Genomic DNA, 13,461 nt, shown 5'->3' with positions numbered 1-13,461 from the left:
CCGGGGCCGAAGGCGACGGGCGCGGTCGCGGCGCGGGGCGGCCCACCGTGCACGCGAGGCGGGCGCCGCGTGTCCCCCGTCGGTCGCCCGCCCCGCACCACCAGTCTCGGACAGCCGTCTTTCCCGGCTCCTTCAGCGGTCTTTCCGTGCTCTTTCAGTGATCTTTCAGTGGTCTTCCACCCGGACTTCCGACGTTCGCCGGCCTTCCGGCCGTCTCCGCGGAGCCCCCGCCCGACTTCGCGGCCTCTGTGGGCCTCCGCGGGCCTTGCGCCGGGCCCCGTGCCGGGCTCCGGGCGCCCGCGGGACTGAGCGGGGCTCGGCGGGGCTGGGCGGGACTCTACGGAACTCGGCAGGACTCGACGGGACCGCCGTGGGTGGGCGGGCCGTCGTGCCCGGAGGTCACCTGCCGGTCGTGCCGTCGATCAGCTCACGCAGGATGTCGAGGTGGCCGTTGTGCCGGGCCGTCTCCTCGATCAGGTGCAGGAGGATCCAGCGCAGGTCCACATGGCGGCCGTCGCGGATCGGCCGGCTCGCCCGGGTGTCCAGACCGGTCCCGGCGACCAGCGCGCGGTGGGCGTCGGCCTGTTCCGCGTACTCGGAGAGCAGGCGCGCGAAGGGGATGTCGACGGCGATGCGCATCTCGCGGTCGGGGTCCTCGTCGGTCCAGGGCCCTTGGTCGTCCTCGCCGAGGAGGACCACGCGGAACCAGTAGTACTCGACCCAGCGCAGATGGCTGATCACCCCGCTCGGGGTCATCAGCGGCGACCCCGGCAGGGGCGCTCTGCGGGCGTCCGCGTCGGAGAGGCCCGCGCACTTGGCGCGGGCGGTGTCCCGGGCGTAGTCGAGGAAGGCGGTCAGCTGGGCGCGTTCGTCCCAGGCGGCGGGCATGTCGTCGGTTCTCGTCATCGCGCCGAGCATGTCCGGCCCCCCGCCCGCCTGTCGAGGGGATTCCCCCGCGCGGGAGCCGGCCGCGACAAAGCCCGGGCCCCCACGAAGGGGACCCGGGCCCGCGGGCGCGTGCGCCCGGCCGCGAACTGCTCGCGGATCAGCTGTGCTTGGCGCGGCTCGCCGTGCGGGCGCGGTCGCGCTGGTCGAGGACGACCTTGCGGATGCGAATGGCCTCCGGGGTCACCTCGACGCACTCGTCGTCGCGGCAGAACTCCAGGGACTGCTCCAGCGACAGCTTGCGCGGCGGGACGATCGCCTCGAACGAGTCGGCCGAGGACGACCGCATGTTCGTGAGCTTCTTCTCCTTGGTGATGTTCACGTCCATGTCGTCGGAGCGCGAGTTCTCGCCGACGATCATGCCCTCGTACACCTCGGTGCCGGGGTCGGTGAACAGGACGCCGCGCTCCTGGAGGTTGGTCATCGCGAACGCGGTGACGGCGCCGGCGCGGTCGGCGACGAGCGAACCGTTGTTACGGGTCGTCAGCGTGCCGAACCACGGCTCGTGGCCCTCGTGGATGGAGTGGGCGATGCCCGTGCCGCGCGTACCGGTGAGGAACTCGGTGCGGAAGCCGATGAGGCCGCGGGAGGGGACCACGAACTCCATGCGGACCCAGCCGGAGCCGTGGTTGGACATGTTGTCCATCCGGCCCTTGCGGACGCCCATGAGCTGCGTCACCGGGCCCATGTGCTCCTCGGGCACGTCGATCGTCATGCGCTCGACGGGCTCGTAGACCTTGCCGTCGACGAGCTTGGTGACGACCTGCGGCTTGCCGATGGTCAGCTCGAAGCCCTCACGGCGCATCTGCTCGACCAGGATGGCCAGCGCCAGCTCGCCGCGGCCCTGCACCTCCCAGGCGTCGGGACGCTCGGTGTCCAGGACCCGGAGGCTGACGTTGCCGACCAGCTCGCGGTCGAGCCGGTCCTTGACCTGACGGGCCGTGACCTTGCGGTCCTTGACGACGGCCTTGTTGTCGGCGCCCTTGCCGGTGGCGCCGCGGCCGACCATCGGCGAGGTGTTCGTGCCGATGGTCATCGAGATCGCCGGCTCGTCGACCGTGATGAGCGGAAGCGCGATCGGGTTCTCGGGGTCGGCGAGGGTCTCGCCGATCATGATGTCCGGGATGCCGGCGACGGCGCAGATGTCACCCGGGCCGGCCTTCTCGGCGGGCTTGCGGGTGAGCGCCTCGGTCATCAGCAGCTCGGTGATGCGCACGTTGGACATCGAGCCGTCACGCTTGATCCACGTGACGGTCTGGCCCTTGCGCAGCTCGCCCTCCTCGACGCGCAGCAGCGCGATACGACCGAGGAAGTTGTCGGCGTCCAGGTTGGTGACGTGCGCCTGGAGCGGGGCCTCCTCGTCGTACTCGGGGGCCGGGACGTGCGACAGGATCGTGGAGAAGAAGGGCTCCAGGTTGTCGCTGTCCTTCGGGACCGTGCCGTCCTCCGGCTTGGTCAGGGAGGCGACGCCGTCCCGCGCGCAGGCGTAGACGATCGGGAACTCGATCTGGTCCTCGTCGGCGTCGAGGTCGAGGAAGAGGTCGTAGGCCTCGTTGACGACCTCGTCGATGCGCGAGTCGGGACGGTCCGTCTTGTTGATGCACAGGATGACGGGCAGACGGGCCTGGAGCGCCTTGCGCAGCACGAAGCGGGTCTGCGGCAGCGGGCCCTCGGAGGCGTCCACCAGCAGCACGACGGCGTCGACCATCGACAGGCCGCGCTCCACCTCGCCGCCGAAGTCGGCGTGACCGGGGGTGTCGATGATGTTGATCGTGACGACGTCCCCCCCGTCCTTGGGGTGGTACTTCACCGCCGTGTTCTTGGCGAGGATCGTGATGCCCTTCTCACGCTCCAGGTCGTTCGAGTCCATCATGCGGTCGTCGAGCGATTCGGCGGCGTGCGCGGCGAAGGCGCCGGCCTGCTTGAGCATGGCGTCGACCAGCGTGGTCTTGCCGTGGTCGACGTGGGCGACGATGGCTACGTTGCGGATATCGTGGCGCGTGGCCATAAAGCGGCGTTCTCCCGGAGTGTGAGGGCGACCCTGCTGCGTACGTCTGTGTTACGCGGGCCCTGCCGGGCTTGACACGCCACGGCCTCACCCCATGGTACGTGGCCCGGCGGGGGACGGCCTCCGCAGGGCCGCGCGGCCCGTCCGCGGACCGCCTCCCGCACCGCGTCCGGGCCCGGATCCACACAGGATCCGGGCCCGGTTCCACGCTGCCCGCCGGCCCGGTTCCGCGCAGGTCGCGCGGTGGTTCCGGACCGCTGCGCGCTCACTTGCGCGCGGGGCTCCCGGCGGCCTTCGCGCCCTTCTTCAGAAAGCCCATGTCCTCGTAGACCGGCGTCTGGAAGCCGAAGGCCCCCGCGTTCACCACGTTCTTGCGCACGGCGGTGAGCTGCGGCCGCTGGTAGAGGGGGATCGAACCGGCGGCCGCCCAGATGCGCGAGTCGGCCTTGCGGATCAGGGAACGGGCCTCGTCCCGGTCCAGGGTCGCGAGCGCCTGGGCGAACAGCTGGTCGACCTGGTCGGTGCCGACCCGGGTGTAGTTCTGCTCCACGGTCAGGGAGCCGTCCGCGGCCGGCCGCGGCTTGGCGTAGATCGGCCGGGCGTCGGTGGCCGGGAAGGCGGACGCGGGCCAGGAGTACAGCGCGAGGTCGTAGTCGCCGGACGCGATGTGGTCCTTGAAGTAGCTCGCGTCGGAGACCTTGGTGATCTCGGTGCGGATGCCGACCTTCGCCAGCATCTTCGTGATCCGCTCGGCGACCGCCTCCAGGGACTGCGATCCCGGCCCGGACGGCAGCACGAACTTCAGGTCGAGCGCCTTGCCGTCCTTGGCCAGCGCCTTGGCCGGGGCGCCGACGGGCGCGGCGGTGCCCTTCGGCGCCGCGCCGGCCTGGAGCGCCGCGTCGGCGTGGGGCGCGGCGGTGCCCTTGGGGGCGTAGGCGCCGGGGGCGCCTCCCCGGTGCGGCTGCCGGTACTGCTTGCCGTCCTGGGCGAGCCGGTGTCCGCCGGCCTCGTTCTTCGCGGCGTCGTGGCGTTCGTCGCCGGCCGCGTCGGGCGCCTTGTCGTCCTCGCCGACGATGTACGTGCCGTCGTCGTCCTTCTTCTTCTTTGCCTTCTCGCCCTTCTCGGACTTATCACTCTTCTCGCTCTTCTCGCTCTTCTCGCTCTTCTCGCTCTTCTCGCCCTTCTCGGCGTCCGGCCCGCTCTCCTTCTTCCCGGCCGAGCCGGCCGCCTTCTCGCCCTTGTCCTTGTCCTTCTCCTTGACGGGGCCGCCGGCCACCCAGCCGGCGTCGGCGAGGAGCGCCTGCGCCTCGGCGGTGTCCTGGTCGCCGAGGGCTCCGCTGCCGTCGGCGTACGCGTCCTGTCCGGCCAGGGCGAGGTGGCTGCCCACGGGCTCGGCGGGCAGGCCCAGCGGCTTGAGGACGGCCTTGGCCAGTTCCTTGCGGTCCAGGGCGCGGGCCACGGCCCGCCGCACCCGCTCGTCCGCCAGCGGGCCCTGTGCGCCGTTCAGGGCGAGCTGGGTGTAGGCGGGCTCCAGCGATCTGCGCACCTCGAAGGCGCGCAGCGCCTTCTGCCGGCTCTGCCACTCGGCGATCGCCGCGGTCAGCTTCGCGCGGGCCTTGTCCCCGGACGACTTCTTCTCGTCGTCGGCCTCGTCGTCCGACTGCTCGTCGGACTCGTCGTCGGCCTTCCCGCCGGCCGGGGCGATGCCGTGGGCCAGGGCCCATCTGCGCAGGGCCTCCAGGCCGGCGGGTCCGGTCCCGGCGGGCGGTCCGGCCGTGCCGCGGGCGGCGCCGTCGACGTTCTGCGCGTCGGACGGGTCGATCTCGGCCAGGTCGATCTTCCCGGCGGCCATTGCGGACGTCCGCTCGTCCCTCGGGACGGCCGTCAGCACGATCTCGGAGAGCTTGGCCGGCTTCCCCCACCAGCGCGGGTTGCGGGCGAGATCGACCTGCTTCTTCTTGCGGTCGACCTTCTTCACGGCGAACGGCCCGGCGGTCACCTTCAGCGTGCGCCGCGCGCCGTCGTTGAAGGAGTCGGGGGTGCCCATGACGTCCTTCGGGTACAGCGGGGAGAACAGCGAGCGCCAGTCGGCGTAGGTCCGGCCGAAGGTGACCTTGACCTCCAGGTCGTTGGCCCCGCGCTCGATCTTCTCGATGCGGTCGTAGCCGGCGTTGCGGGCGGTCCAGTACGCGCTGTCCTTGCCCGACAGGGCCCGCCACTGGGCGGCGAAGTCGGCGGCGCCGATCTCCCGGCCGTCGCTCCAGACGGCCTGCTGGTTCAGCTTGTACAGCACGACCTGCTTGGGCTCGGTGGCGACGACCTTCGCGGACTCCAGGTAGTCGGCGTCGCGCTGCGGCCGTCCGTTCGCGTCCATCCGGAACATCGAGGGGAGCACGGCCTGGGCGACCTGGGCGGTCGTCGGGTCCGCGTCCGACTGGAAGGCGTTGAAGGTCTCCGGGACGGCGTCCACCGCCCAGCGCAGGGTGCCGCCCTCGGCGACCGAGGCGCGGTCGGCGCGGGCGACGTCCTGGCGGGCCAGGGGCCGGCCGGCCTCGTCCGGGGAGCCGCAGCCCGTGAGCAGGGGCACCGCGAGCACACCTGCGGTGAGGAAGGCGACCGAACGCGTCACCGCGCGCGGGCCGACGCCGTCGTGGGACATCTCTGGTACCTCCGGTGAGCCGCTGCCGGTGCGTTCTGATCACGTTCGGCGGTATTTGCGTGTTGATCAGATCTACGGCCCACTGAAAGCGAAACGGTTCGCCTGCCGGCGGCGACACGGCGGCGGGACCGTTCAAGGCCACTCGTGCGGAGCAACGCACCCCCTGCGCATCGGCCAATCGCTGCACACGCCTTCACATCCACCGGTGTGACGCGCAACACTCGCAGGCGCACATGAACGTTCCCGTCCAGGGCGAGACGCCCACGGAAGCGAGGTCATGGCATGTCCGTGCACGACGACCTGACAGCGGTCCAGCGCTGCCTCGACGACCTGTCCCGGTCCGTCGGCCGCCTGGAACAGCAGCTCGGCAGCGACGGCCTGGAGATGCGCCGCGTCCGCGCAGACGCCGCCCACCTGAAGGAGAGCGTCGCGCTGCTGCGCGAGGCGACGGCCCAGCCCGCCACACCGCGCCGGCCCGAGCTGCTCACCATCCCCGACACCCCCTACGACGACTCCCTGTGGATCGACACCGACGACGAGGGACTCGGCGCCCGCCACCGGCACGCACCCTGACCCGAGCCCCTGACCCGACCGGAGTCCTGAGTTGGCCACTGGTACGGAACCCCCCTCCACCGACCCCCGCCCCCGAAGCGGCGTCCGCGGCGCCGGCCGCGCCGCGATCGCCGCGCCCCACCTGCGGACCGACCGCTGGTGGCTGGCCCCCGCCGCCACCGCGGCCGGCCTGCTGGCGTTCATCGTCTACTCGACCTGGCGGGCCTTCGCGAACGCGGACTACTACGCGGCGCCCTACGTCTCGCCGTTCTACTCGCCGTGCCTGGCGGAGAACTGCCGGCCCATGCACGCCGGCCCGAACACGGACCTCTTCGGCGGCTGGTGGGGCATCTCCCCCGCGGTCATCATCCTGATCTTCCCGCTGGGCTTCCGCCTCACCTGCTACTACTACCGCAAGGCCTACTACCGGGGCTTCTGGGCCTCGCCCCCGGCCTGCGCGGTCGCCGAGCCGCACACGAAGTACACCGGCGAGACCCGCTTCCCGCTGATCCTCCAGAACATCCACCGGTACTTCTTCTACGCGGCGATCCTCGTCGCCGGGATCCTCACCTACGACACCGTGCTCTCCTTCCGCGACGAGCACCACGCGTGGGGCCACATGGGCCTCGGCACCCTCGTCTTCCTGCTCAACATCACCCTGATCTGGGCGTACACGCTCTCCTGCCACTCCTGCCGGCACATCGTCGGCGGCAAGCTGAAGCACTTCTCCAAGCACCCCGTGCGCTACCGGGCCTGGCAGTTCGTCGGCCGCCTCAACGCCCGCCACATGCTGCTGGCCTGGGCGTCGCTGGTGAGCGTGGCGCTCGCCGACTTCTACGTCTATCTCGTCGCGTCCGGTGTCTTCGACGATCCGAGGTTTTTCTAGATGCTGCCGAACCTGATGAGCGGGGCCCGCCGATGACCGTGGTCGACCGCCAGGAGTGGGACGTCGTCGTGATCGGAGCGGGGGGCGCCGGGCTGCGCGCCGCCGTCGAGGCCCGCGAGCGGGGTGCCCGCACGGCCGTCGTCTGCAAGTCGCTGTTCGGCAAGGCGCACACGGTGATGGCCGAGGGCGGCATCGCGGCGGCCATGGCCAACGCCAACGAGCACGACAACTGGCAGGTCCACTTCCGCGACACCCTGCGCGGCGGCAAGTTCCTCAACCAGTGGCGGATGGCCGAGCTGCACGCCCAGGAGGCCCCGGACCGGGTCTGGGAGCTGGAGACCTGGGGCGCGCTGTTCGACCGCACCAAGGACGGCCGCATCTCGCAGCGCAACTTCGGCGGCCACGAGTACCCGCGCCTCGCCCACGTCGGCGACCGCACCGGACTGGAGCTGATCCGCACCCTCCAGCAGAAGATCGTCTCGCTCCAGCAGGAGGACTTCCGGGAGACCGGCGACTACGAGTCCCGGCTGAAGGTCTTCCAGGAGTGCACCGTCACCCGGATCCTGAAGGACGGATCCAGGGTGAGCGGCGTCTTCGCCTACGAGCGCGAGACCGGCCGCTTCTTCGTCCTGCGGGCGCCCGCCGTCGTGATCGCCACCGGCGGCATCGGCAAGTCCTTCAAGGTGACGTCCAACTCGTGGGAGTACACCGGCGACGGCCACGCGCTGGCCCTGCTCGCCGGAGCACCCCTGCTCAACATGGAGTTCGTGCAGTTCCACCCCACGGGCATGGTCTGGCCGCCGTCCGTCAAGGGCATCCTCGTCACCGAGTCCGTCCGCGGCGACGGCGGGGTGCTGCGCAACTCCGAGGGCAAGCGGTTCATGTTCGACTACGTCCCGGACGTCTTCAAGGAGAAGTACGCCGAGTCGGAGGAGGAGGGCGACCGCTGGTACGAGGACCCGGACCACAACCGGCGTCCCCCCGAGCTGCTCCCCCGCGACGAGGTCGCCCGCGCCATCAACTCCGAGGTCAAGGCGGGCCGCGGCTCCCCGCACGGCGGCGTCTTCCTCGACGTCTCCACGCGGATGCCCGCGGAGGCGATCCGCCGCCGGCTGCCGTCGATGTACCACCAGTTCAAGGAGCTGGCGGACGTCGACATCACCGCCGAGGCGATGGAGGTCGGGCCCACCTGCCACTACGTGATGGGCGGCATCGCGGTCGAGTCGGACACGGCCGCCGCACGCGGGGTGCCCGGACTGTTCGCGGCCGGCGAGGTCGCGGGCGGGATGCACGGCTCCAACCGCCTCGGCGGCAACTCCCTCTCCGACCTGCTGGTGTTCGGCCGGCGGGCCGGACTGCACGCGGCCGCGCACGCCGCGGCGACGGCGACCGCACGGCCGCCGGTGGACGAAGCCCAGGTCGACGCGGCGGCCGCGGAGGCCCTGCGCCCCTTCTCCGCCGAGGCCGACGGCGAGGAACCCGCACCCGGCCCCCCGGAGAACCCGTACGCGGTCCACCAGGAACTCCAGCAGACCATGAACGACCTGGTCGGCATCATCCGCCGGGAGGGCGAGATGAGGCAGGCCCTGCTCAAGCTGGCCCAACTGCGCGTCCGGGCCCGGCGGGCCGGCGTCGAGGGCCACCGCCAGTTCAACCCCGGCTGGCACCTCGCCCTCGACCTGCGCAACATGCTGCTCGTCAGCGAGTGCGTGGCGCGGGCGGCCCTGGAGCGCACCGAGTCGCGCGGCGGCCACACCCGCGAGGACCACCCGGCGATGGAACGCGCCTGGCGCAACGTCAACCTGCTGTGCCGGCTGACCGGGCCGGGCGACGGCCCGGCGGCCGCCGGACCCGAGGACGGCCAGATCCGGCTGGTGCGGGAGACCACCGAGCCCATCCGCCCCGACCTGCTCGCCCTCTTCGAGAAGGAGGAGCTGGTCAAGTACCTCACCGAAGAGGAGCTGTACGAATGAGCGGCTACGACGCCCGTTTCCGGGTGTGGCGGGGCGACGTGCGGGGCGGGGACCTGGAGGACTTCACCGTCGAGGTCAACGAGGGCGAGGTCGTCCTCGACATCGTCCACCGGCTCCAGTCCACCCAGGCCCCCGACCTCGCCGTCCGCTGGAACTGCAAGGCGGGCAAGTGCGGTTCCTGCTCGGCCGAGATCAACGGGCGCCCCCGGCTGATGTGCATGACGCGCATGTCGGTCTTCGACCGCGCCGAGACGATCACCGTCACCCCGCTGCGCGCCTTCCCCGTGATCCGCGACCTGGTCACCGATGTGGGCTTCAACTATGACAAGGCGCGGGAGGTCCCGGCGTTCGTGCCGCCCGAGGGGGTCGCGCCGGGCGAGTACCGGATGTTCCAGGAGGACGTGGACCGGTCGCAGGAGTTCCGCAAGTGCATCGAGTGCTTCCTGTGCCAGGACACCTGTCACGTCGTGCGCGACCACGAGGAGAACAAGACGGCCTTCGCGGGCCCCCGCTTCCTCATGCGGGTCGCCGAGCTGGACATGCATCCCCTGGACGCGGCCGAGGAGAGCGGCCTGGACCGCAAGCGCGCCGCCCAGGACGAACACGGGCTCGGCTACTGCAACATCACCAAGTGCTGCACCGAGGTGTGCCCCGAGGGCATCAAGATCACGGACAACGCGCTGATCCCGCTGAAGGAGCGGGCGGTCGACCGCAAGTACGACCCGCTGGTGTGGCTGGGCTCGAAGATCAGGAGGCGGTCGCCCGAGGACGCGTGAAGGCCGGGAGGCCGCCTAGCGGACCCAACCCGTCCGGTACGCACGCCAGTCGGTCTCCGTCGCCGTGAAGTCCACGTAGGCCGCCACACCGAAGTTCGCGCGGTCGGCGTCGGTGCGGGACAGGCCCAGCCGGACGCCCCGGACGGCGGCGGCGACGGTCTCCGCGTGCGCCCAGTGCCCGAAGCGGTTCTCCTGGTAGAACGGCAGGCCCATCAGCAGGTCGGTGGAGCGCGGGGTGACCTCCAGGGCGAGGGAGGTCTGCTGGGCGACGTAACCGCTGTACGTGCGCTGCAACGGCTGCATGGTGTCGTACGACATCACCGCGATCTGGTCGACCCGCCTGGCGACCTGGCCGAAGAACTTCTGCGACCACCACTTGGGATGCCCGGTGGTCGTGCCCCAGAAGGAGTGGAACCCCGGCACCGGGTCGATCTGGTGCGCGGCCACCGAGAGCTGGGCATGGTGCGCACGGGTGACGGCCCGCAGGGAGTCCAGCAGGGCAAGGTAGTGGGCGTCGTCGGAGTGCAGGGGTTCGAGGTCGAAGTGGGCGCCCTCGAAGCCGGCCGCGAGGATCTCCCGGGCGGAGCGTACGACGGCGGCGCGGGTCGCCGGCCGCTCCAGCCGCATGCCGTCCGGGGTCTCCGAGGCGAGCACGTCGCCCAGCCAGGCCTGGACGCGCAGCCCGGGGGCCGCCCGGTGCACGGCGGCGACGAACCACCGCGCACGCGGGTAGGCGGACGCGGGCAGCGTGCCGTCGTGCTCCAGCGGACCGGCGTGCACATAGAGGTCCCGGATGCCGGTGTCCGCGAGGCGGCGGGCCAGGGCCTCGACATCGGCGTCGGTCTTGCGGCCGTCCACCCAGGCGTGGCCCAGCCACAGGGCGTCCTTGCCGCGCGTGCGGGCACTCTCGGCCGGATCGCCCATGCCGTTCACACCGAGCGCCGCCTCGGCTATCAGCACCGGCACGAGCACGAGCAGCACCACGGCGAACGCCCCGCGCCGCGCCCAACGCCTCCACCGCTTCCCCTGCTTCTCCGGGGCCTCCGGGGTCTCGGGGTTCTTCGCGTTCTCCGGGGCCTCCGGGGCCTCCGGGGTCTCGGGGTTCTCCGGGTTCTCCGGGTTCTCCGGGTTCTCCGGGTTCTCCGGGGTCTTCTGTTCCTCCGTGCTCTTAGGGCTTTCCGGGTTCCCCCGCTCGGTACCGGACCCTGCCTCGCTCTCCGGCTCGGTGTCCGCGGTCGTCCGTCCCGGTGGTCGTTCCATCGGGGCCCCCTCCCGTGTCGTTCCGCCCCACGCCCCCCGAGTCGGGTGCATCCCGCTCGCGTGCCCGCATTGACGGCCATACGCTCGCAAATGTGACCTCTTCGCAGCCTCGTCGAGGCCGGCCCCGGCGAACCGGCTCGCACCTGTCCGTACGGGTGGCCCACACCGTGCTGGGCGGGGCGGTCGGCATCGTGTGGCTGGTGTTGCCTGCGATGACGTCCGATGCGGGGGTTCCGGTTGCGATCAAGGACCCGGCGCCCGCCGCGAGCACGGCTCCCGTCACCGTCACCGTCACCGCCGACGGCGGGAGGTCGACCGTCGATCTGGTGCTGCCGCTGGTGGCCGTCGGCGCGGCCGGCGCGGCTGCCGGGTACGGGTACATACGCCGGGTCAGACGCACCCACGACCGCACGACCCCGGGCGGGACCGGCCGCCCCGCACCGCCGCAGTCCGTCCGCTCGGCACCGTCCGCACAGCCCGCGCAGTCCGCGCAGTCCGCGCAGTCGTCGCCGCGGCCCGCCGCCCTCGACGAGCGGGCCTGCGCCGCACTGGTCGCGGCCGACGACCGCATCCGGGCCGCCCGCGGCGAACTCGGCTTCGCCGAGCAGTTGTTCGCGGCGCAGGACACGGCCCGGTTCCGGCGGACCGTCGACGAGGCCGCCGCCGAGCTGGCCGCCGCCTTCCGCATGCGGCAGCGCTACGACGAGGGTGTGCCGGCGCAGGAGGCGGCGCGGGAGCACGCGCTCGCCGGGATCATCGGCCGGTGCGAGGAGGTACAAGGGCTGCTCGACTCTGCGGCCGGGGAGTTCGGGGAGCTGCGCGCACCGGGGCGGGCGTCGGGTGAGGCCCTGGTGGTCGCCGAGGGGCGGTTCCGGGAGCTGACCGGGCGGGTGGGGACCGCGGAGGCCGTCCTCGCCGGGTTGCGGGCCCGGTACGCGCACACGGCCACCGACGGCGTCGTCGGCAACGTCGAACAGGCCAGGGACCGGCTGCTGTTCGCCACCGACCGGCTGAACCGGGCGCGTCAGGCGGCCGATGCGGGACAGCCTGAGGGGGCGGCTCGCCATCTGGGGGCCGCCGAGGGGGTCATAGCCCAGGCCGCCGTCCTTCTGGAGGGCGTCGACCGGCTGGCCGCCGAACTGCGAGCGGCCGAGCGGGCGGCGCCGGCCGCCCTCGCGGCGGCCCAGGAGCAGTTGTCCCGGGCCCGCGCGTCGGAAGCGGGACGGAGCGACGTCGGGAACGACCGGGCGGACGCGAACGCGGACGGCGTCGCGCACGGGACCGGGGAAGGGGAGGCCGCGGCGGCGGACGCCGGCGCGGGAACAGGAACAGGAACGGGAACGGGAACGGGAACGGGAACGGGAACGACACGGCGGGTGATCGTCGCGCCGCCGGACGCCTCGCCGGGGGAGCTGCACGCCCGGCTGCTGCACGCCGACGCCGTGCTGACGTCGGTCCGGCGCCTGCTGCCGGACCACCACCGGACTCCGGACGGCCCGCCCGCCGTCCACCCCGACGGCCGCGACGCTGGAGCGCCGGGTGCCGCGGGGCGCGGGCAGGAGCCGGCCCGGCAGGGCGCGGCGGACGCGGACCCTGACCGGGGAACAGCGGCGGGCCCGGACCAGGGGGAAGCGCCCGGCCCGGATCCGGTCGGGTCGAACCCGGGTGCGGTCGGAGCGGATTCAGGTGCGGCCGGGACGGACCCGAAGCCGGTCGGAGCGCATTCAGGTGCGGCCGGGACGGACCCAAAGCCGGTCGGAGCGCATTCAGGTGCGGCCGGGACGGACCCAAAGCCAGTCGGAGCGCATTCAGGTGCGGCCGGGACGGACCCAAAGCCAGTCGGAGCGCATTCAGGTGCGGCCGGGACGGACCCAAAGCCAGTCGGAGCGGATTCAGGTGCGGCCGGGACGGACCCGAAGCCGGTCGGAGCGCATTCAGGTGCGGTCGGGACCGACTCGGATCCGGGCTCAGGGGGTTGGGATCCGGTCGGGGAGCTTCGGCGGATCGTGCGGGCGGCCGTGTCCCTCGGGCCGGAGCCGGGCGAGGCGTTGCAGGCCGCCGCGCTGCTCACCGCCCGGTCCGCCGTCGGCGGCGCGGCCGACTTCGTCGAGACGCACCGGGGGGCGGTGGGCGTGACCGCGCGCACCCGGCTGGCGGAGGCGCGGCGGCTCCTCGCGACCGGGGACACGGCGGACCGCCCGTCCGCCGACGACCTCGCCGGGCAGGCCAGGGAGCTGGCCGAACTCGACGTCCGCGCGCACGGGAACCCGTATGCAGGGCCGGACCACACGGCGGGCGTCGGCGGGGCCGTCCTCGGCGGCGTCGTACCGGCCGGGGATCCCGACGGCGGGCGGCCGGCGGGCTTCGCCGGACCGGCCGAGCCCGCCGCCGACGGGTGAGCG

The 13,461-nt window shown here is 72.6% G+C and carries 9 protein-coding genes; 5 read left to right on the top strand and 4 right to left on the bottom strand.

The window, feature by feature from the left end:
* Window positions 1–399: 399 nt before the first annotated feature.
* The 3 genes from OG802_RS23130 to OG802_RS23120 form a co-directional block, all read right to left on the bottom strand.
* Window positions 400–906 (bottom strand): DinB family protein, encoded by a 507-nt coding sequence (locus tag OG802_RS23130; RefSeq protein ID WP_329413263.1) that lies wholly within the window; start codon window positions 904–906, stop codon window positions 400–402.
* A gap of 139 nt (window positions 907–1,045) precedes the next feature.
* The gene (gene typA / locus OG802_RS23125) at window positions 1,046–2,953 is read right to left on the bottom strand and encodes a translational GTPase TypA (RefSeq protein WP_329413262.1); all 1,908 of its coding nucleotides are present in this window, start codon (window positions 2,951–2,953) and stop codon (window positions 1,046–1,048) included.
* 265 nt (window positions 2,954–3,218) lie between these two features.
* Window positions 3,219–5,612, bottom strand: coding sequence for an ABC transporter family substrate-binding protein (locus tag OG802_RS23120; RefSeq protein WP_329413261.1), 2,394 nt, complete (start codon window positions 5,610–5,612; stop codon window positions 3,219–3,221).
* A 282-nt stretch (window positions 5,613–5,894) separates the two neighbouring features.
* On the opposite strand from OG802_RS23120, the gene OG802_RS23115 reads away from it, so the two are divergent.
* Genes OG802_RS23115 through OG802_RS23100 form a run of 4 tightly spaced genes read left to right on the top strand, consistent with a single transcriptional unit; the run spans window position 5,895 to window position 9,799 of the window.
* Window positions 5,895–6,185, top strand: coding sequence for a hypothetical protein (locus OG802_RS23115; protein ID WP_329413259.1), 291 nt, complete (start codon window positions 5,895–5,897; stop codon window positions 6,183–6,185).
* Window positions 6,186–6,216: 31 nt separating this feature from the next.
* Complete coding sequence (locus tag OG802_RS23110; RefSeq protein ID WP_329413257.1) at window positions 6,217–7,050, top strand: hypothetical protein; 834 nt, start codon at window positions 6,217–6,219, stop codon at window positions 7,048–7,050.
* 32 nt (window positions 7,051–7,082) lie between these two features.
* Window positions 7,083–9,023: a fumarate reductase/succinate dehydrogenase flavoprotein subunit gene (locus OG802_RS23105; RefSeq protein WP_329413255.1), complete on the top strand. Its 1,941-nt coding sequence runs from the start codon at window positions 7,083–7,085 to the stop codon at window positions 9,021–9,023.
* A complete protein-coding gene (locus OG802_RS23100) occupies window positions 9,020–9,799 on the top strand; it encodes a succinate dehydrogenase/fumarate reductase iron-sulfur subunit (RefSeq protein ID WP_329413254.1) in 780 nt (259 codons plus the stop codon). The genes OG802_RS23105 and OG802_RS23100 overlap by 4 nt, the downstream gene beginning before the upstream one ends.
* A gap of 15 nt (window positions 9,800–9,814) precedes the next feature.
* Here OG802_RS23100 and OG802_RS23095 read toward each other — a convergent pair whose 3' ends face one another.
* Window positions 9,815–11,059 carry a hypothetical protein gene (locus OG802_RS23095; RefSeq protein WP_329413252.1) on the bottom strand — a complete coding sequence of 415 codons (1,245 nt, stop codon included), beginning with the start codon at window positions 11,057–11,059 and terminating at the stop codon, window positions 9,815–9,817.
* A gap of 92 nt (window positions 11,060–11,151) precedes the next feature.
* Between OG802_RS23095 and OG802_RS23090 the strand changes: the two genes are divergently transcribed.
* The gene (locus tag OG802_RS23090) at window positions 11,152–13,458 is read left to right on the top strand and encodes a hypothetical protein (protein ID WP_443055300.1); all 2,307 of its coding nucleotides are present in this window, start codon (window positions 11,152–11,154) and stop codon (window positions 13,456–13,458) included.
* Window positions 13,459–13,461 lie beyond the last annotated feature (3 nt).

Origin of the sequence: Streptomyces sp. NBC_00704 (assembly GCF_036226605.1) — a bacterium.
GTDB lineage: Bacteria > Actinomycetota > Actinomycetes > Streptomycetales > Streptomycetaceae > Streptomyces.
This window is presented reverse-complemented; position numbering and strand designations above follow the sequence as displayed.

Excerpts from the sequence above, each read along its gene's own strand:
- OG802_RS23115 (WP_329413259.1), top strand. The coding sequence starts at position 5,895 with ATGTCCGTGCACGACGACCTGACAGCGGTCCAGCGCTGCCTCGACGAC.
- OG802_RS23100 (WP_329413254.1), top strand. The coding sequence starts at position 9,020 with ATGAGCGGCTACGACGCCCGTTTCCGGGTGTGGCGGGGCGACGTGCGG.
- OG802_RS23130 (WP_329413263.1), bottom strand. The coding sequence starts at position 906 with ATGACGAGAACCGACGACATGCCCGCCGCCTGGGACGAACGCGCCCAG.
- OG802_RS23120 (WP_329413261.1), bottom strand. The coding sequence starts at position 5,612 with ATGTCCCACGACGGCGTCGGCCCGCGCGCGGTGACGCGTTCGGTCGCC.
- OG802_RS23105 (WP_329413255.1), top strand. The coding sequence starts at position 7,083 with ATGACCGTGGTCGACCGCCAGGAGTGGGACGTCGTCGTGATCGGAGCG.
- OG802_RS23095 (WP_329413252.1), bottom strand. The coding sequence starts at position 11,059 with ATGGAACGACCACCGGGACGGACGACCGCGGACACCGAGCCGGAGAGC.
- typA (WP_329413262.1), bottom strand. The coding sequence starts at position 2,953 with ATGGCCACGCGCCACGATATCCGCAACGTAGCCATCGTCGCCCACGTC.